Genomic DNA, 17157 nt, shown 5'->3' on the forward strand with positions numbered 1-17157 from the left:
TCCCGATATTGCCAAGCGATCGACGGGCCTAGTCCGCGCAGATCGGAGGCCGCCATGAAATACACACTCGGAAGTTTGTTCGTGGTCGCGGCAGCAATGAGCGCGCCAACGGCAGCACAGCAACCGCTTGACGCAAATTGCTCTGCTTCAGCCACGCAGGCAACGGGGTACACGCCCGGGGATAGCGGACCAGATGGCAGCCGGGTTGCGGGAGCGGCGAAAGGTGCTGCCGTCGGAGCGGCAGCAGGCGCCGTGCAGAACAACCAATATGACAACGCATCCGGAGCTCTGAAGGATGCGAATCGGGAAGACAAGGCGAAGAGCGGCGCGGCAGCGGGCATGGCTGTAGCGGGATCACGCAACCGCCAGGATCGCCGTGGCGATAGAAGGAGCGAGGATGCCTGGCAGAAGAGCTATGACGCCTGCCTGAGCGCAGCTCCGAAATGAGGGCCAGAACGCCGAGCCGAGACGGGCAAGGCGCGATAAGGGACTTCAGCAAGTTCACAAGTCTTGCCGTCGTTGCGGCATTTCTGGCGATCGCCGCCCCGGCGCTCTCGCAGAAGCCCGGTCAGGACATAGTTCTGCGGAATCCCTCGAATAGCGTCCACGTTCGCATCCACCCGTGCGGCAAGAGCCGCTGCGGCACGGTGGTGTGGGCAAATGCCAAGGCAAAGGCGGACTCGGCACGAGGCGGAACGCCTCACTTGGTAGGCACCGAGCTTTTCCGAGAGTTCCGTGAGGTGAGCCCAAAGGTCTGGAAAGGAAAGGTCTTCGTCCCCGATCTCAACAAGGTCTTGACCGGTACGGGCACGGTCAAGGACCAGAATACCGTAGTCGCACGCGGCTGCTTGTTCGCGGGCATGGGATGCAAGTCGCAGACCTGGACGCGAGTTCGTTAGTTAGACGCCATGTCCGCGCTACTTCGGACGCTAGCGATTGCTCCCGGGCTTACTTAGTTCCGAGGACCTGGCGACCGTTCAGCTTCTGAACTGGACGAGCGTCGTTCGGATAGAGCTTCGAGAAAACGGCGATCTCGTGCTTCGACAGGGTCGAAGGCGACCTCAGGACGAGCCAGCGCACACCCTCCGAACAGGGCGGAGTCGTTAGGGACCCTGTGTATGTGAAGTAGCTGCGATCCATCGGAAGTAGCCCTGCCGGGTTGATGAGAACATCCTTGAAGTAAGCTTCGCGCTCCTTCTGTTTTGGCAGGTGGTTCCACAGCGCTTCCACGGTGGAGTTCGGTTGGCCTGCCCGCAAGAGCACGGCGACGACGGCAAGCTTGCCCTCGGTACCGCGATGCACGAGATGAGCGACCATCTCCGAACGCTTGCCGTTGATCAGTTCCTCGCTCGGGTGGTGGAAATGGAGCTGGAGGAGCTGGTAGCTCATATCGCCCACCTTCAGGACGCTGCCGGGCTCAACATTGATTTGAACACTATGTCCGTTGTCGATGATGTGGAGCGACGTCGTCCGATAGTTGAACATCAGCTTGGGCAACTGGGTGCGCCGAACGTCCTGGATCCGGATATTCACTGGTGATTGGCTCTTCCCTTCGCCGCAGGCGGCGTTCTTCGTGTCCAGCTCCGCCCAATGCGATGGGCCGCCCTCACCCGAATACGACCAATGATGGTGCTGCTCTGCGCTTGCCGGCACAAACGCCGCAGTGACCATGGTGAGCCCTATAGCGACCGGCATTGCCCGTCTCGTCATCAGGGCGGATTAGCTCTTCGCGTTTGGGTTCCTATCGGGGCAATCCTGATGCGGGTCTGGGAATGTCCGCTACCGATCCATGCGATAACCAGAACGACGCCGGCCCAGTGGGCATCGATGGCGTGGCGCTCGAGCTTGCCATCAATGCCGCTGCTGACTAACCGACGGACGATCGGAGGACTACCGTGCGCGGCTATGGTAACCTCATCGACGGCTATCGGCGATTTCGAGCAAATCAGTCCCGCCCCGCGCGCCAGCAATGGCAGCAACTAGTCGAGGGGCAATCCCCTCGTGCCGTCATCATCGCGTGTTGCGACAGTCGTGCCGATCCCGCGATCATTTTCAATGCCGACCCAGGCGACATCTTCGTCGTTCGGAACGTCGCCAATCTTGCGCCTCCTTTCGAACCGAACGGAGCGCGCGACGGAGTCTCCGCAGCCATCGAATATGGCGTGACCCAGCTGAATGTTCCCGAGATCGTGGTCATGGGTCACGAGAAGTGCGGCGGCATATCTGCCGCCCTGACCGGCCATTTCCGCGATGCTCGGGCCGGTGAAGGCGGATTCATCGATCGCTGGATGAGCCAGATCGACGAGAGTGCGCAGGCTATCGCTCAGAAGCACGGCTCGAGCCCCGAAGGGCACCGGCTGCTTGAGGAAGCGGCGATCCGCCAGAGCATGGCGAACCTCAGAACATTTCCGTTCGTCGCGGAAGGCGAACAGAAGCGATCGTTGGTTGTGCTCGGCTGTCACTTTTCCATCCGGAAAGGGGAATTGTGGGTATTCGACGAGGCCGAAGGAAGTTTCCGCCCCGCGTAGGCCAGCAACTCTCAGCAGGTCGAACGACGTCGACCAGAGCAGCTTGCCAAACTGCCGCAATCCTCACCTGCTAGTGGCAGCTTTCCACCCATTCCTGCCATTACGTTAGCGGATGAAGTAGCTGTAAAAGCTTGCCACGGTCAGTGTGATGAACACGAGCGACACGAAACAGCTGACCGCGACCCGTACCTGATAGGTCAGAGGACTTCTGTCACGCTCAACATACAAGCCGCCACCGCGGCCAATCGGAGCCTTCCCGGTCTTGATTGTTTCGTAGGTGATAAGACAGGTGAACGTCGAGACGGCCAGATAGCAGGGACAGACAAGAACGTTAAAATGCATCGCGATCAACCTTAATGCAGTAGTGGCAGCGAGCTGGCGGATCGATACGCCACTTTAGCCGAGCCGCGCCGCAACTGTTGGCACGCTTCCAATCTACCGTTCTTCACGAAGGTCCCTCCTCTTTCTCAGGGGCGGAGTTGAGCACTGGCGCGCACTCGTATCGGGTGCGTGTCAAGAGTCCTTCTGCCCGCCAACTTCCGCTTGCCGGAGCGGTTCGAAAGCCAGTCTGAGTTGCGAGGGTGCGGCACTGCTAGCGAGCTGAAGCCGTCCGGGAAACTTGGTGCTTATTGATGCTCGATCGTCCGGATCACGATCGGGCGTCCGCCTTCATCGGTGCGCAGCAGCTCGCGGCGTGCGGCAGGACCGGCCTTGGCCCAGGTTTCGGCCGTGACCTTGTCCGCACGCATGACGCGCACGGCAGCCTTCGCCTGCACCCGCGGCGGAGCCGGTACGGACGGAACTGCCTGCGCAAAAACAAGGAGCCAGAGCATGCGAGGACTCTTTCCCGCAGCGACCCTTCCAGGATGCTGATCGTCCCTCCGGTCCGGAGCAAAAAGCGACTTGGCGCGGCGCCTTCGGGCGTGCCTACCCAATTCCATCCGATCCGGTCCGGTTCTTGGCGCTTTCGTAGCAATTCGCGCCTTAGGAAGCAGGCGGTCCTGGTTCCCAGCGGGCAAGGTTCGGTCTCTCCACGCCGGCCTTGCCCGCCAATTGGGCCTCTGCTCGGACGCGCCGCCGACATGGCCATCTCGCCAGCTTCCACTGCGCCCGCGAGATGATCAGAACGGGGCGGGGAGAAGCCGATCGACGACATCGAGTTCGTGCGCACGGTTGCAGTCGCTCGCACACCGGCGCGAACAGCCTCTTCGCCGGCGACCGGCTGCTGACGACGTCAAATGCGGGCGATGGTTCCGGCGCGGCGCTTTTTGCCAAGCTGGGCCTGAAACCGTTGGAGGCGGAGGTGCCAATGCACGCCCTCGCGGGCCGACCGGAAGATGCGCTGCCGGCGGCCGCTTTGCGACCGCCGCCCCGGCGTCCTCTTGTGCCTAGAGCAACCCGCCTTCGACTGGCAGTTCGGCGAAATAATTGTCCATCGAGTGGCGGCCCTTCTCGGTGAGCGAGAGGAGCACGAGCCGTGAATCGTGCACATCGGACTCGCGCTGGAGGAGACCGTCGCGTTCCAGCGCATTGATCCAGCGGAGAGCGGTCGTCATTGGCACGCCCGAGCGCTCGCTGAGGCGAGAAACCTGCAGCCGGCGCTGGGCCAGCGAGGCGACGTAGAGCTCGAGCAGCATGTCCCAGGCGGGATCGGCGAAAAGGCGCGGGTTGAAGAAGCGGCCGCGGCCCGCCCGAGCGGCGAGATAGCGGCGGATGCCATGGATGCGGCGATAGGACGTATCGAGCGGCGCCTCGCAGTGCGCCGCGGCCCCGTTGTAGATGGGGGCAGTGATGTCTTTGGAGGCTCTCGTGCTGACCATCGGATGGAGGCTGACGCTGTTCATGGCTTTCCCTTTCCGTTTACTGCGGAATGCGGGATGGGGTTAACCATCTTCGGTAGGTGCGCCGTTAAGGTTCGATCCAGTCTGGATTGAAATTCGTTCCAATTTGAACGGATTACACCAGAGGCCCTCCGGTGCGCTGAGGCTCTTACGCGCATTCCTTAAGATCGACAGTGATCTCACAGGCTTGCGGCGATTGCCGTGGCACCAACGCGATCAGCATGGATTATGCCGCGCTGGCCGACGCGCGGAGCGCGCGCGGCCTCGTCCTCCTCGCTCAACGCGACCTGTCCTAGCCAACCTTGTCCGGCGAGCGTTTCCTCGCCGCGCGCGCCGCCGGCCCCAATGTCCCCCGGAGTGGTGGCATGGGGGAAGGCGCATGTCAGTCACCAGCTGCCGGATCCTTGGAACCCGGTGCCTCCGTGCTATTCCCATAGACGCTTCGGAAACGCCATTCCGCACCTTTGGAAGCCGTGCGACGCCGAATCTTCGGGCCTCTGCTCAGCCGAGTGCCATGCGGATATGCTGTAGCGGACGCGCGAGCGCTTGCTCGACCATGCCGAAGGCACTCACGGCGAGGACGAGCCCGACGAGCCCGAGAGAGACAAGCTCGAAGGCCCGGGCCGTACGCCGGCTGCGCGCATGGGCTTCGGCGGAGCTTCGCGGAACGGATCGCCGTTCGACGCGGCAGTCGCGCGCGGGATCGCGCGCGGGGGCAGCCGCGTCGACCAGGAGCGCCTGGAGGAAGATTGGATCCTGCGAGCGGAGCCCCGCGCGATGCCCCTTTTTCCACGCGATACGCGCGACGATGACGTGCTGGCCGCGCCGGATCTCGACATAGGTCCCCCGCTCGGGCGGCTCGGCCGCCTGGATCCCGAGGCCGTGCAGCGACTGGTTGAGGATGCAAACGTCCTGCCACGAGGCGCCGGCGCGCATCCTCGCCCTGATCATTACTTTTTGGCGATCCTGACGAGGCTTCACGGAAAGTCGGAACCATCCTCAAACATGCGCCGCTCCTTGCCGGAGCGGCTTCACACGGGCGATGAGAATGGCGCGGTGGCACCTGCCGACGGCTTAAGTTGCGCTCCATAGTGGAGGAGATTCGACCATGATCAGCGGGACTTGGGTCAATGGCTGGCGTTTGCGTTAAGCGGTCGGCGCGAGCCTCGCGCGCAGGCTTCGCAAGGGCTTGCGCCGGCGAGCCCGCATGAAGCTACAGGGCGTGGAGGGCCGCGGCGAGCTTACGCGGTGCGGAACCGGCAATCCGAACTAGATCCTGCTCGGAAAACTCGTGACGATGCCCATCGGCCGAGAGGATGAAGCGAAGATTGCGATCGGGGCACTCTTCGGTCTGACAATAGCCGTGCGCAAGCAGCCGTGTCTCCGGGTCGCGCAAAAGCTCCACGGCTGTTCTCAATTCGATGGGAGCGTCCAATCTTTCCATCACGAGCTCGAGGTCGGCTAACGTCAGGGAGCGAGCCCGCGTCGCAGTCAGGTCGGTAAGACGACTGAGGGCGTGCATGAGGCCGCGTTCGAGACGGCCATAGGCGGCGTTTATCGCCGCAGCGCAGCTTTGGTAAGTTTCCATCTGCTTCACTTGAACGGAGGTGAGCGCGACGGGTCCGTCGGCAGGCTTGCCGTTGGAATAGACGAAGCTGTGCGCGAAGGTGGGAATGAAAGGTGCCGAAAGCATTGCGCCAGACGTGCGCCGGTTCCTGTCACCCCCCAGCCGACGGCTTCCCCGAAAAGCAATTCTCACGCGAAACGGCGGCACGAACCATCCTTCTGAAGCCCACACGTCAAGATTGGGTGCTAGTGTAAGCAAACACCCGGCCCAAGTCATCGGTCGAGGGGCGAACGCGCGTGGGTTCGGCGGGCGCACCTGCGCTGCGATCAGCGCGAAAAATAGGAAGATGCAGATGAAAGAGGGCGCGTAGCGGCGCGCAGAACCGGTCGAAATCACCCCATTCCGGAACGATGATTCACTATTCTCTTAGAGTGCGGGTTCATAAGGCGCGGATGGTTGAGCCCGTGCTGATCCAGTCCATTCCCGAAGCGGATGATCCCCGTACGGACCTGAGGTCGCACGTCTTCCTCATGGCCGTGCTCAGCACGGGAAAGATCTCATGCCCGGTTCGGGTGCGGAATCTCTCCGTTCACGGTGCGCTTCTGGAAGGCAGCAGCCTTCCGGCTGACCAGCGTACCGTTTTCCTAAAACGCGGCAGCCTCGCTGTTGCAGGCCGGATTGCTTGGGCTTCCGCTCAGCAGTGCGGGATTCGATTTGCCGAGGCCATCAACGTCAATGATTGGGTGGATCGGCCGGGGCCCGTTGGACAGCAAAGGATCGATGCTGTCATTGCGGAACATCGGAACGGTGGCTCGCCGAAGCCGAAATCGAACCAAGCAAGTTCGCGTCCCTCATGGGAAGCCAACGAGCTTCTGATGATCAGCGCGAGGCTGCTGCAGATCAGCGAGCGGATTTCCGAGCTTCCGGGAATGTCCGTCGAGCTTGCAGAAGAAGTGTTGAAGATCGAGGCGACCGCTTCAGATCTTCGTAATCTTGGCCGTACGGCATGATCTCGATCGCTGCCCGCCCGGCGGCAGCCGGGTTTGGGCCGCCTCAGCTCAGCGAAGATTGCCTGGAGGATATCGAGAAGCCGGCAATCATGATCACCGCTTTGCGTTCGGCGTTCCCGCTGCCCGAAACCGGTGCGTTCACCGACCTGCTCGCGGCCATCGACGAGGGCGACGCTGGTTCATCACACACGCACGACCAATAGTGCGAGTGCTTCAGTTCGAATCGTAGCGGGCTCGTCCGCGCCGGGGCTGCGGGTCCCATTTCCACAGGCGCTCATGCCATGACCCCATTGAGCCAGCCGCGGCCGGATTAGCTTAACCGGGTCATTGCCTGGCTCGAGCGCAGAACACCACGTTTCGCCTCTGCCCGGTAGAGACGCGAAGAAGGCCCGCCAGCGCGAACTGACGGGCCCTCACCGAACTGCGCTCAAAGTGGGATCAAGCGCGCAACTGGAGTGCCGCTGGCGGGCATAACATTTGGTTGCTCTTCGCTCCGCAACGGCTCGAATAATGGACGGCTGGAGCAATGCTGGCCTCAATTTTCATGACACCGTTGAACGGTAAGAAGCTAGACGAGGTCCAGCATGCAAGCACCGCCCCTACGCAGCCTCGATTAGTTTTGGCTGATAATCTTGGCCGCTCTTCCAGATCGCGAGCATGACGACGGCAAGTTTCCGCGCAAGGGCGACCCGGGCCCGACCTCGCCCTCGCCGCTGTTCGATCCGCGAAGCCCAGGCGTGCAGCTCGATGTCGGTCCGACTAGCCCGCATGAAGTGGACGCCCGCCTGCACGAGAAGCGCGCGTGCCGCCTTATTCCCCCTTTTCGAGATCCGCCCCATTCGAGACGTGAGGCCGGATTGATGCAATCGAGGGGTCAGGCCGAAATAGCAGCCCACTGCCGCATTGTTCTGAAACCGGTCCGGTTCTCCGATCGCACCGCGGAACGTAAGGGCGCAGATCGGACCGACGCCCGGAATCTGCATGAGGCGGCAGCAAAGCTCATCTTCGTGAGCGAGCCGGTGGAGATCTTTGTCGATCTCCTCCTGCCAGGCGCACAGAGCCTCGCACTGGTCAAGAAGCGATCGAAGTTGCTCAACGAGAGGGCTTGAGGCTTTGCCGAACAGTTCCCGGATCTGCTGCTCAACCTTCAAGCGCAAGTCCTTCCCTTTGCGTGAGTTTCGAATGCGGCCGCCGAACTGTTCGATCTGGCGGCAGAGCATGTTGATGGTCCTGACCCGTGTCCGCACCAAATGCCGCCGGATCGAAAGTCGCGACGCCAAGGATTGGCATTCGAGGCTCTTGAGATAGACCTTGGATACAATCCGCGTACCAAGTCTTCCGGCCTGAGCAATTCCGTTGGCATCGCCGGCGTCGGTCTTGTTCTGCCGAACTCTCAGAAACTTGCTGAGCTGCCGTGTTTCGTAGATGTCCACCGAATAGCCAAAATTCCGCAGCCCACGGGCCAGGGCAGTTCCGACCCCCGCCTCGAGACTGACCCTCGCAAAGCGAAGGCGCCTCAGTCCAGCCAGCTCCCGGTGCACGTCCGTCACCTTGGTCGGGCAGACCGCATCATGCACGACCTCGCCAGCGTCATTGATGACGCAAATGCTCGTGGTCTCGACGCCTACGTCCAGACCGGCCCACAGCCTCTTCGCCATTTGCATCTCCTTTCATCTTTAAGGAGACCTCGCTTCAGGAATGTGGGCAGGCTCGAAGGCCTGATGGAGCAATCGAAGTCGAGGCCCCAGCAAAGGATATCGTTCTCAGGCATTGGCTCGCAATAAGCTTGAGGAGGTGCGCCTTCCCCGCGAAAGCCTAGACCAAGCACAGGTGGAGTCGCCGTGATGCTTGGCGAACGAGCTTTTCGCCTTCTAGGAGCCCCTTGGATTACTTGCAGCCGGCCCGTTCTTTCGATTAGCCCATTACTGAGATCACCCGGCGCGTTTACCGCCTGCTGAGGCCATCGACGAAGGCGCCGATGATGGCCACTCGGGCATCCCGGCCGCGCGCCCGGCAGCTGCTGCGGTCGAGCCAAGCGGAACGCCAGCTCCATGAGCAATGCTGGCCTCATACTTTCCTGACACCGTTTGACCGGTAAGAAACCCGACGAGGTCCAGCATTGCCCGTGCCCCCCTAGGCGGCTTCGAGGAGCGTTGGCCGATAATCTTGGCCGCTCTTCCAGATCGCGAGCATGACGACCGCAAGTTTTCGTGCAAGAGCGATCCGCGCCCGACCTCGTCCCCGCCGCTGTTCGATGCGCGAAGCCCAGGCGTGCAGCTCGATGTCCGTCCGACTTGCCCGCATGAAGCGGATGCTCGCTTGAACCAGAAGCGAGCGTGCCGCCTTATTGCCCATTTTCGAGATCCGGCCCATTCGAGACGTCAGTCCCGATTGATGCAATCGAGGGGTCAGGCCGAGATAGCAGCCCACCGCCGCGTTGTTCTGAAATCGATCCGGTTCGCCCACCGCGGCGAAAAAGGTGAGGGCGCAAATCGGACCGACACCGGGAATCTGCATCAGACGGCAACAATGCTCATTCCCGTGAGCGAGCCGGTAGAGATCCCGGTCGATCTCCTCCTGCCATGCCGAAAGCGTCTCGCATTGGCTAAGTAGTGGTCGAAACCGCTCGACGACGGGATTTGCGGCTTTGCCGAACAGTTCCTTCAATTGCTGCTCGACCTTTACCCTGAGGTCTTTACCCTTGCCGGGACCTTGGACCCTCCCACCGAACTGTTCGAGTTGCCGGCAAAGCAGGCTGGCAGCCTTCACCCGAGTTTTAATCAAATGCCGCCGGATAGTAAGCCGCGAAGCCAGAACTTGGCATTCGAGGCTCTTGAGATGAACCTTCGATACGATGGTTGTGCCCAGTCTTCCGGCCTGGGCAATCCCGTTGGCGTCGCCAGCATCTGTCTTGTTTCGCCGAACCCTCAGGAACTTGCTCAGCTGCCGCGTTTCATAAATGTCCACCGAATAGCCGAGATTTCGCAGCCCGCGGGCCAGGGCGGTTCCGACCCCCGCCTCGATACTGACCCTCGCGAAGCGAAGGCGCCTTAGGACGGCCAGCTCCCGGTGCACCTCTCTCAGCTTGGTCTGGCACATCGCTTCATGCACGACGTCGCCAGCTTCATTGACGATGCATATGCTCGTGGTCTCGACTCCTACGTCGAGGCCAGCCCAGAGCCTCTTCGCCATTTGCGTCTCCTTTCATCTTTAAGGAGACCTCGCTTCAGTAATTTGAGCAGGCTCGATGGCCCGTCAGTGCCCTCGAAGTCGAGGCCCGCTCGGTAGATATTCCTCCCGAGCACCCGCCTGCAAACAGGCTGACGGGCGAGGGGCTCGCGCATCGCGGCAGCAAGCGGGGGCAATTGAGATAAAGCGCAGCCAGGCGGATAATGGACGAGGCATCCGCGTGCCAACTGAATTGTGGAGAGCAGACATGGCGCCAGCGCTGAAGCCTCTGCTCGGGCGATATTTGCGTTTCCGTGAGCGGCTATTCGCCCGCCTTCGGGCCGCGTATCGTCCTATAAAAGAAGTCTGAGGGGCCGGGTGTGGGGATCGGAGTAGAAATGCGAGATCTCGAGCCTCGCCGGGTCCTGGTCACCGGCGGGGCCGGTTTCATTGGATCTGCGTTTTGCCGGCGGTTCGTTTCAAGTAGTCAGAGCCGTGTCGTTGTCGCTGACAAGCTCACCTATGCAGGCAATCTACTTTCGCTTGCCTCCATCAGCAGTCATCCAAGATACCGTTTCGAACGCATGGATATCGCCGAGGCCGACGCCATCGCCGTCATTCTCCGGGAAGAGGCAATCGATGCCGTTGTCCATTTGGCAGCCGAAACCCATGTCGATCGGTCCATTGCTGCGCCGGCAGAGTTTATCGAGACCAATATCGTCGGTACGTTTCGGCTTCTCCAGGCGGTCCTCGCATATTGGCGCGAGCTCGGACAAACGGCCAGAGACGCCTTTCGCTTCCATTATGTCTCGACCGACGAGGTCTTCGGAGAAGCTGGACGCGATGAAAAACAGGTGAGCGGAAACTATTTTCCGTCCTCACCTTACTCGGCTTCAAAGGCGGCGGGCGAGCATCTCGTCAGAGCGTGGCACCGGACCTACGGTCTGCCGATTATCGTCTCTCACGCGTCCAATAATTACGGACCGTATCAGTATCCCGACAAGCTGATTCCCCTGACCATTACAAATGCGCTGCAGGGTCGCTCCATCCCGGTTTATGGCGACGGCCGCAATGAGCGAAGCTGGCTGCATGTCGATGATCATGCGCGCGGTCTTCAACTCGCGCTGGCCCGAGGCCGCAATGGTGGAACCTATCACTTTGGCGCCGCCATGGCGCAGGCCAATATCGTCGTTGTCCGTGCGATCTGCGCAGTGCTGGACCGGATGAACCCCCGCGGTAACGGTAGATCCTACGAGGACCTCATCACGTTCGTGCCGGATAGGCCCGGACATGATCTGCGATACCGCCTGGATCCGAGAAGGTCGGAGGAAGAGCTCGGCTGGTCTCCCGCGGTCCCGTTCGCCGAAGGCCTGGAGGAAACCATTTTCTGGTTCCTCGAGAACAAATCTTGGTGGCTTCCGCTCCGTGCCGATACGCGAACCTGCCCTATTTGCTAGAATCGCCTGCGGTCGGAATGTCCAGGTGATTTCAGCCTATATTCGGCGGGCGAGTCCGACGGCAGCTCGACGGACCATGATGCGCCCGGATACAGTCGCTTGCCGGGCAATTCAGCGCATTTCCTTTCATCGGCGCTGCATTGTCGCCCCTCGACGACTTCGACGCTTACGTTGCCCGTATTCGAGAAGGTCAGCGTTCGCCCGTTCCTTTGCGCACTGAGGTTGGGGAGCGGCTGGGCGGGACGGACAAGGACGAGCACGTCGTAACCGACGAGCAGCTTAAGACCGGAGTCTTCGGACTGGATGGCCCCGACCACCGGCTTGATCGTGACCCGGTACACCCGCTCCCGATCCGTATCGCCGGCGACAGTTGCGATACGCACGAGTTTGCGTTGCCCCGGCTCCAGGATCATGCGCGACGGGCCGACCAGCAGGCCGAGTTTCGCGGGATCTGCATCCTGGTGGGTCCGCTGCGTCGGCGAGCCCGCATCGAGGATCTCACGAGGCTCGACCGCGACGAAGGCGCGGTCCGGGGCGTTGTTCCAGACCTCGATGTCCTCGCGGGCATGCTTGCTCGGCTGAAGCTCAACGACGAGTTCGCTAAGCACCAGGTCGGCACGCGCTGGGCCAGCATCTGCGAAGGCGATGAGGCAGGCGAAGATCAGTTTTCCGGAATAACCGATGGTTTTCACTTGCAGATGACCCTTCCGATCGACGCGAAGTCATTCTGGACCGCGATCTTCTCGAGACCGATGTGACACGTTGCCTCGTCGGCCTTGCCGATTGTTATTTCGTCACCCTGGCGAATGTCGATCTGGAAATAGCCATTGTCGTCGGTTTCGGAGACCGACCTTGCGGTCTGGACGAGCGCATTGGAAATCGGGATTCCGTCCAGGGAAACAGCCTGAGCAAACAAGGCGAAAGTGGTATCGGCGCGCCAGCGCAGCGATTTTACATTCCCCGGATAAAGCGTCACATCTCTGGACGCCGTGTCGAAGCTGACTGCCGGTGCATCCACCGGCGCCAGGTGCACCTTGTACGTCCGGTAGCCTGGAACGAAAATCGAGAAGCGCTCGCCAAGCCTGACGCGGCCGCGAGCGACGTCGTCGACCATCACGTTGAACTGGGCGTCCGAAGCATCGCCGTCCAGCGAAACGACGATCGTGCTCGGTTCTGGGTTGCGGGCACCCCACGCCGCCGCGGACCCTGCGCCTAGAGCAAAGCCTGACTGGAAGGAGAGATCGTACTGACTCCCACCCTGGCCCTCGAGGCTATGGAGCACATTGGCCCGCAAGTTCCCGAGGCGGCTGTAGACCGTTCCGCCACCGCGGAGAGCCGACGTGTCGATGTTGCGATCAAGGCCACCTTCGTAACTGATCAAAGTTTCGCCGGGCGTCTGGTGGGAATATTGGGCCGTGAACGTGCTGACGGCTCTGGCGCGAGATGGCTGAAGTCCGTCCCGAGCGTTCTGAAAGCTGCCTCCAACCGTACCCAGCGTGGTCAATGCGCCCGACGCGAAGGAGATTCTGGCGCCGACAAAGGCTGCGCTCGTCGTTCGGGTTTTTTGCGCCGAGGCCTCAAGGACGATCTGCAATTGATTGCGCGAGATGATTGGCCAATTGACGGTCGGACCGATGCTGTAATCCGCCGGCAGGTCTCGGTCCTTGCGGTACGAGCCAACCATGGTGAGGTACCCGTCTCCGAAGCGTAGCCCGACACTTCCCGTGGCCTGCGTGTAGGACCCGCTGGCGAGCTGCACGCCGGTCGGGGCCGATCCATCGAACGTATCAAGCTGCTGCGACAGCGGGATCAGCGGCTTTCCATCGGCCGACCAGATGCGGCGAACGTCGAAGCTGATGTTGAGCGCTCCGAGCCCCATGGCCGACGCCTGCAGCAGAGCGCCTTTGTCGCCGGCGGTGGACAGGAGACCTGCGGCCCGAACCCGCGCCGGCCCCTTGAGGAACCAGCCGCCGACCTGCACCATCGCCTTGCTCTGCGTCCCGAACACGGCCGCGTCGAGGGCGAGGTGATCGGTCAGTCGCCAGCCGCTCGAAGCCTGATAGTAGAAAGTGTTGGATGCGCTGATCGGGTGGCTGGGATCCGTATTGGCAAGGACACCGGCGTAGGCGTGGAAAGTGCGGCGGCCAACCGGGGGAAGGGCATCGCTTCGGACGAAGAACCGCCGTTCCTCGCGGACGCTTCCGTTCGCTTGCTGGATCCGAAGGACGACGTTGTAGGAGCCGTTGGAGAGGCCCGACGTATCGATTTCGTTGTTGCCCGCAGGATAGGATTGCGTGCCCACGAGGCGGCCATCCACGAGAAGCTCGACGCGTGCCGGTTGGGCCAGGAACAAGACGAGTGGTGTCTCGTGGAGCGCTTCCTGATCGATGGACGTATCGAACTGCGTTCCAAGGCCAGCGCCGAGGATTCGCCGCTGTCCGATGAATTCGCTTCCCGGACTCCAAAACAGGCCAGCGGAGTAACGCAGGTCCCTGTGGTCGAATTCGCCGACGAGGTCGTCGACGACCAGGCCGAACTTCGATGCAATGGACGTGTTCGCCCTGATACGCGCACTGCCGAGGCCAATGATCGTGCGATTCTGAAGATTGTACTGGCTATGCCGCCCGACGGTGCCCGAGACGTTGAGCCCGAGCGCGTTGGTCAAGGATGGGGATGAATCCGGGGCAGGGAGGTAACCCTCGTCATTCCTTTGGATTACCCCAAGAAAGCGCGGATTGACGAAGACGGAGACGCGGAAATGATCTTCGTCATAAATGATACCGACGACATCGGGCTCGAGGATTCCGCAGAGCGCGGAGTTGGACCGCGAGCAGGCGAGCGCTGCATTGGTTGGAAGCTCGGCAGAGAGGCCTGACTCGAGGAGCGTCGTCTCTGTCGCACGAGGGAGCATCCGGACGACGTCGGCTGGGTTCTGGAAGCGAAGCGTTCCGGGCCTGGTGACCGCGAGAGTCTCGCCGACCTTCTTCTCGCCAAAGTAAACGTCGACCAGTGTCGTGCGGGCAGAGGAGAGTTCATCGAACCCGGCCGGAACCCCCGTTGCCGAGAGGGCCGCGTTGGTCATTTCCGCGCACGCGGGCGAACTTATGGTTAACGCCGCAAGGCAAAAAAAGGGGCGAGAGATGATGCGCATGACGCGGTCACTCAGCCCCGACGACGAGCGTCAGGGTCCCGCTATAGGTGCCCGCGGTTGCGCTCGACAGGGCTCCCGAGCGCAAAAAGATGATGAGGCTCGCGCTTGTCGACGGACCGCTGTTGCACGTCTGCTGGGCTGCCGTGCTGGTTTGTGCGGTCAGCGGGAGGTTCGGAGAGAGCTGCGCCCCCGACATTTGCCCGCTCGAGCTGCTCCACTGCACTTCATAGGCAAGGGAATTCGAGCCGGACGATAATTCGAACGCACCTCCGGGACCGGTCCCGGTTGCCGTCACATTGTAACCGTTCGTATTCGTGTCGGCGAACAGACAGACGCTTTGGCTCTGGCTCGTGTCTGAATTGAGGTTGGCGATCGCTCCGAACGCGACATCGCTGAGGCTCGTGACACGAACCTTGTTGCTCGCCGCGTGCGCAGGCGAAGCCGCCAGCAGGATTGCCGACGTGCCGGCGAGGACGAGCCTCATGCCTGCCGCGAATTGCCACAAGGGTGATGCGGAGGGTCGGGGGGCGGTGCCCCACGACTTTCCCCGTCCGCTCTCCCTTATCGCAAAGGCGGTGGCAGCATGTGCGTCAGCCGCCACGTTTTCTCGTTATTCCGGTGCGACGACCAGGGTCAGCGTGCCCGTGTAGGTTGTCGCAGCCTGCATCGTCTGCAGGTTTGCGGAACTGATCTTCACGATGAGGCTTGCACTCGTGGCCGGGCCGCTAGCGCAATTCATGTTGGTCGCCGTCGAGGTCAGACCCGTCAGAGCCGTTCCGGCCGTCAATGCGGAGCCCGACGACTGCCCGGAGCTTCCGGCCCACTCCACGCTGTACGGCACCGTCAGGGCGCCGTTCGCCAGGGTGAAGGCATTTGCGGTGCCGCTCCCAGTCGCCGTTACGTTGTAGCCCTTGGTGCTGGTATTGCTCCAGACGCAGACACTTTGCGCGTTGGAAGCGTTGACCGACGGATCCTGGTTCGTGAACGAAACGTCGGCGAGCTTTGAGATCTGTACCCGATTGGGGATCGAAGCCCCGATCGAGATGGAGCCCGTCGACGTCGCGCCGAGCGTTCCTTGAGTGGCTGCAAAAGCAGTACCTGGCATCAGCATTGCAACGACGCATGTCGTGCACAGCCGACGAAACCGAGCATTCGTCATTTTCTGGTCCCCCACGCGGGCTGATTAATTTTTGGTCCGCTTTGGAGTTAACAGGTCGCGCGTAAACAAGACGTTAAGCACAGGCGTTTTTTGCGGAGGATGGCGCTTGTTGAGAAAGCGCCTAGTCGGGAACGACCAGTACGAGCGGCCCGTTCGAAGGCGTGCCCTGCATCGGCGCGACCCGGACGAGCGTGTAGCGCAAACTCCTGTCCGTCGCGCGCAGGGTGGGGGTCCCGGCGGCGCCCGTCCGTTCCGGCGCCAGCTCCTTTGTGAATACGGGAGCGACACTGACGCTAATCCGCACCGAGGCCCGGGATTGTGCGCCCGGTGCTGCATCGGCAGGTTGAGCGCGTGCGGTGCCGACCGCGGGTAAGCAGCAGACTGCAAACAGGAGAGCCAACGGTCTCATGCGGTTTCATGACCTCGCGTCGGGTACATTCGGGTGCATTCCTCCCTCAGGCGCCTGTCGATGTCGAGACAGGCGCAACACTCAGGATCGAGAGGGTCTTGCGTTGGCAGGAAGCTTTGAAGCGGGGATTACGATTTGCACCGTTTTGAAGCAGAATCGGCAGCCTTCATTGACAAGGCGCAAAGATGAATCAGGTGCCGCTTGTCAGGGAGAAGATCATTTGCGCTCCACCGCGTCGGTCGATCGCGGCACAGTCATGCAAGGGTTAGTCTTCGCCCAGTTCAACAGCCGCCGATAAGTAGCCGTCCAGCGACGCCTTGCCCTTGTCGGTCAACATCACGCGAAACGACCTTGCATCATTCGGGTGAGACTCACGGGCAATCAGCCTTTGATCCGCCAGATAGTTCATCCAGCGAAGACCCGTAGCTTGGGAGTGTCCGGACATTTGGGCGAGTCGGCTCATCGAGACCCCGCCGCCCGCGGTGTAGAGTACCAGAAGGATATCCCACGCAGGTTCACCAAACATGGCTTTACCGAAAATCTTGGCGCGTCTGTGCCGTAAGGCGACCAGGCGCGTTGCTCGCTGCAACAGCCGACTGTCACCCTGTACGCGTTCATAGACTGATCGCGTGACATTGCTGTTGTCGCACGATCCGGCGGCCGACAAACGGCCTAGAATCCGCTTGGCATCAGCGATATCCCGATCGCTTAGCGCCACGTACCTGGGCCCCAGGTGGTTAGCGGCCATTCCTTCATGCTTCGGGTCGGTCAATTCTATACCCCTGCGCCGGCAGCGCGAAGCGCGACACCCATTTGACCGAGCGTCAATGGATTAGGTGTCAGCAGGCTCGCTTGCAAACATCTTGT

19 protein-coding genes and 1 pseudogene are annotated in these 17157 nt (G+C 61.5%); 8 read left to right on the top strand and 12 right to left on the bottom strand.

Features of this window, described 5'->3' with window-relative positions; all coding sequences use genetic code 11:
* The first annotated feature begins 54 nt into the window (after positions 1–54).
* Entirely contained in the window at positions 55–447 is a 393-nt protein-coding gene (locus LZ016_RS01840) for a hypothetical protein (RefSeq protein ID WP_241445462.1), read from the top strand.
* Positions 444–899, top strand: a complete 456-nt coding sequence (locus tag LZ016_RS01845; protein WP_241445463.1) for a DUF2147 domain-containing protein — start codon at positions 444–446, stop codon at positions 897–899. The genes LZ016_RS01840 and LZ016_RS01845 overlap by 4 nt, the downstream gene beginning before the upstream one ends.
* 49 nt (positions 900–948) lie before the next feature.
* On the opposite strand, the gene LZ016_RS01850 is transcribed toward LZ016_RS01845, so the two are convergent.
* Positions 949–1710, bottom strand: coding sequence for a carbonic anhydrase (locus LZ016_RS01850; RefSeq protein WP_241445464.1), 762 nt, complete (start codon positions 1708–1710; stop codon positions 949–951).
* Between the two features lie 185 nt (positions 1711–1895).
* On the opposite strand from LZ016_RS01850, the gene LZ016_RS01855 reads away from it, so the two are divergent.
* Positions 1896–2528: a carbonic anhydrase gene (locus LZ016_RS01855; RefSeq protein WP_241445465.1), complete on the top strand. Its 633-nt coding sequence runs from the start codon at positions 1896–1898 to the stop codon at positions 2526–2528.
* Positions 2529–3154: 626 nt separating this feature from the next.
* Here the strand turns inward: LZ016_RS01855 and LZ016_RS01860 are convergent.
* Positions 3155–3361, bottom strand: a complete 207-nt coding sequence (locus LZ016_RS01860) for a hypothetical protein (RefSeq protein WP_241445467.1) — start codon at positions 3359–3361, stop codon at positions 3155–3157.
* A gap of 312 nt (positions 3362–3673) precedes the next feature.
* Between LZ016_RS01860 and LZ016_RS01865 the strand changes: the two are divergent.
* Positions 3674–3834: pseudogene (locus LZ016_RS01865) on the top strand (biotin synthase BioB); the annotation flags it as partial.
* Positions 3835–3916: 82 nt separating this feature from the next.
* Here LZ016_RS01865 and LZ016_RS01870 read toward each other — a convergent pair.
* A complete protein-coding gene (locus LZ016_RS01870) occupies positions 3917–4372 on the bottom strand; it encodes a helix-turn-helix domain-containing protein (RefSeq protein WP_241445468.1) in 456 nt (151 codons plus the stop codon).
* Positions 4373–4542: 170 nt separating this feature from the next.
* Here LZ016_RS01870 and LZ016_RS15460 point away from each other — a divergent pair, with 170 nt between their 5' ends.
* Positions 4543–4665, top strand: coding sequence for a hypothetical protein (locus tag LZ016_RS15460; RefSeq protein WP_277622492.1), 123 nt, complete (start codon positions 4543–4545; stop codon positions 4663–4665).
* Between the two features lie 205 nt (positions 4666–4870).
* On the opposite strand, the gene LZ016_RS01875 is transcribed toward LZ016_RS15460, so the two are convergent.
* Both LZ016_RS01875 and LZ016_RS01880 read right to left on the bottom strand, forming a co-directional pair.
* A complete protein-coding gene (locus LZ016_RS01875; RefSeq protein ID WP_241445469.1) occupies positions 4871–5320 on the bottom strand; it encodes a hypothetical protein in 450 nt (149 codons plus the stop codon).
* 262 nt (positions 5321–5582) lie between these two features.
* Positions 5583–6332 carry a hypothetical protein gene (locus tag LZ016_RS01880; protein ID WP_241445470.1) on the bottom strand — a complete coding sequence of 250 codons (750 nt, stop codon included), beginning with the start codon at positions 6330–6332 and terminating at the stop codon, positions 5583–5585.
* Positions 6333–6811: 479 nt separating this feature from the next.
* On the opposite strand from LZ016_RS01880, the gene LZ016_RS15465 reads away from it, so the two are divergent.
* Both LZ016_RS15465 and LZ016_RS01885 read left to right on the top strand, forming a co-directional pair.
* Positions 6812–6946: a hypothetical protein gene (locus LZ016_RS15465; protein WP_277622493.1), complete on the top strand. Its 135-nt coding sequence runs from the start codon at positions 6812–6814 to the stop codon at positions 6944–6946.
* Positions 6943–7149, top strand: coding sequence for a hypothetical protein (locus LZ016_RS01885; protein ID WP_241445471.1), 207 nt, complete (start codon positions 6943–6945; stop codon positions 7147–7149). Before LZ016_RS15465 ends, LZ016_RS01885 begins: the two co-directional genes overlap by 4 nt.
* 396 nt (positions 7150–7545) lie before the next feature.
* On the opposite strand, the gene LZ016_RS01890 is transcribed toward LZ016_RS01885, so the two are convergent.
* Together LZ016_RS01890 and LZ016_RS01895 are read right to left on the bottom strand one after the other, a co-directional pair.
* Positions 7546–8604, bottom strand: coding sequence for an IS110 family RNA-guided transposase (locus tag LZ016_RS01890; protein WP_241445472.1), 1059 nt, complete (start codon positions 8602–8604; stop codon positions 7546–7548).
* Between the two features lie 475 nt (positions 8605–9079).
* Positions 9080–10138 carry an IS110 family RNA-guided transposase gene (locus LZ016_RS01895; RefSeq protein WP_241445474.1) on the bottom strand — a complete coding sequence of 353 codons (1059 nt, stop codon included), beginning with the start codon at positions 10136–10138 and terminating at the stop codon, positions 9080–9082.
* Positions 10139–10512: 374 nt separating this feature from the next.
* Here LZ016_RS01895 and rfbB point away from each other — a divergent pair, with 374 nt between their 5' ends.
* A complete protein-coding gene (gene rfbB, locus LZ016_RS01900) occupies positions 10513–11571 on the top strand; it encodes a dTDP-glucose 4,6-dehydratase (protein WP_241445475.1) in 1059 nt (352 codons plus the stop codon).
* Here the strand turns inward: rfbB and LZ016_RS01905 are convergent.
* The 5 genes from LZ016_RS01905 to LZ016_RS01925 all read right to left on the bottom strand — a co-directional run bounded on the left by LZ016_RS01905 (position 11568) and on the right by LZ016_RS01925 (position 17062).
* Positions 11568–12263 carry a fimbrial biogenesis chaperone gene (locus LZ016_RS01905; RefSeq protein ID WP_241445476.1) on the bottom strand — a complete coding sequence of 232 codons (696 nt, stop codon included), beginning with the start codon at positions 12261–12263 and terminating at the stop codon, positions 11568–11570. The genes rfbB and LZ016_RS01905 overlap by 4 nt on opposite strands.
* Positions 12260–14653 carry a TcfC E-set like domain-containing protein gene (locus tag LZ016_RS01910; protein ID WP_241445477.1) on the bottom strand — a complete coding sequence of 798 codons (2394 nt, stop codon included), beginning with the start codon at positions 14651–14653 and terminating at the stop codon, positions 12260–12262. The genes LZ016_RS01905 and LZ016_RS01910 overlap by 4 nt, the downstream gene beginning before the upstream one ends.
* Positions 14654–14729: 76 nt before the next feature.
* The gene (locus LZ016_RS01915; RefSeq protein WP_241445478.1) at positions 14730–15206 is read right to left on the bottom strand and encodes a hypothetical protein; all 477 of its coding nucleotides are present in this window, start codon (positions 15204–15206) and stop codon (positions 14730–14732) included.
* 126 nt (positions 15207–15332) lie between these two features.
* Positions 15333–15827, bottom strand: coding sequence for a hypothetical protein (locus tag LZ016_RS01920; protein WP_241445479.1), 495 nt, complete (start codon positions 15825–15827; stop codon positions 15333–15335).
* Positions 15828–16555: 728 nt separating this feature from the next.
* Positions 16556–17062, bottom strand: coding sequence for a MarR family transcriptional regulator (locus tag LZ016_RS01925; RefSeq protein WP_241445480.1), 507 nt, complete (start codon positions 17060–17062; stop codon positions 16556–16558).
* Between the last annotated feature and the right edge of the window lie 95 nt (positions 17063–17157).

Source organism: Sphingomonas telluris, from assembly GCF_022568775.1.
Lineage (GTDB): Bacteria > Pseudomonadota > Alphaproteobacteria > Sphingomonadales > Sphingomonadaceae > Sphingomicrobium > Sphingomicrobium telluris.

Coding starts and splice junctions, on each gene's coding strand:
- LZ016_RS01840 (WP_241445462.1), top strand. CDS start 55: ATGAAATACACACTCGGAAGTTTGTTCGTGGTCGCGGCAGCAATGAGC.
- LZ016_RS01845 (WP_241445463.1), top strand. CDS start 444: ATGAGGGCCAGAACGCCGAGCCGAGACGGGCAAGGCGCGATAAGGGAC.
- LZ016_RS01850 (WP_241445464.1), bottom strand. CDS start 1,710: ATGACGAGACGGGCAATGCCGGTCGCTATAGGGCTCACCATGGTCACT.
- LZ016_RS01860 (WP_241445467.1), bottom strand. CDS start 3,361: ATGCTCTGGCTCCTTGTTTTTGCGCAGGCAGTTCCGTCCGTACCGGCT.
- LZ016_RS01870 (WP_241445468.1), bottom strand. CDS start 4,372: ATGAACAGCGTCAGCCTCCATCCGATGGTCAGCACGAGAGCCTCCAAA.
- LZ016_RS01875 (WP_241445469.1), bottom strand. CDS start 5,320: ATGATCAGGGCGAGGATGCGCGCCGGCGCCTCGTGGCAGGACGTTTGC.
- LZ016_RS15465 (WP_277622493.1), top strand. CDS start 6,812: ATGATCAGCGCGAGGCTGCTGCAGATCAGCGAGCGGATTTCCGAGCTT.
- LZ016_RS01885 (WP_241445471.1), top strand. CDS start 6,943: ATGATCTCGATCGCTGCCCGCCCGGCGGCAGCCGGGTTTGGGCCGCCT.
- LZ016_RS01890 (WP_241445472.1), bottom strand. CDS start 8,604: ATGGCGAAGAGGCTGTGGGCCGGTCTGGACGTAGGCGTCGAGACCACG.
- LZ016_RS01895 (WP_241445474.1), bottom strand. CDS start 10,138: ATGGCGAAGAGGCTCTGGGCTGGCCTCGACGTAGGAGTCGAGACCACG.
- rfbB (WP_241445475.1), top strand. CDS start 10,513: ATGCGAGATCTCGAGCCTCGCCGGGTCCTGGTCACCGGCGGGGCCGGT.
- LZ016_RS01910 (WP_241445477.1), bottom strand. CDS start 14,653: ATGACCAACGCGGCCCTCTCGGCAACGGGGGTTCCGGCCGGGTTCGAT.
- LZ016_RS01915 (WP_241445478.1), bottom strand. CDS start 15,206: ATGAGGCTCGTCCTCGCCGGCACGTCGGCAATCCTGCTGGCGGCTTCG.
- LZ016_RS01920 (WP_241445479.1), bottom strand. CDS start 15,827: ATGCCAGGTACTGCTTTTGCAGCCACTCAAGGAACGCTCGGCGCGACG.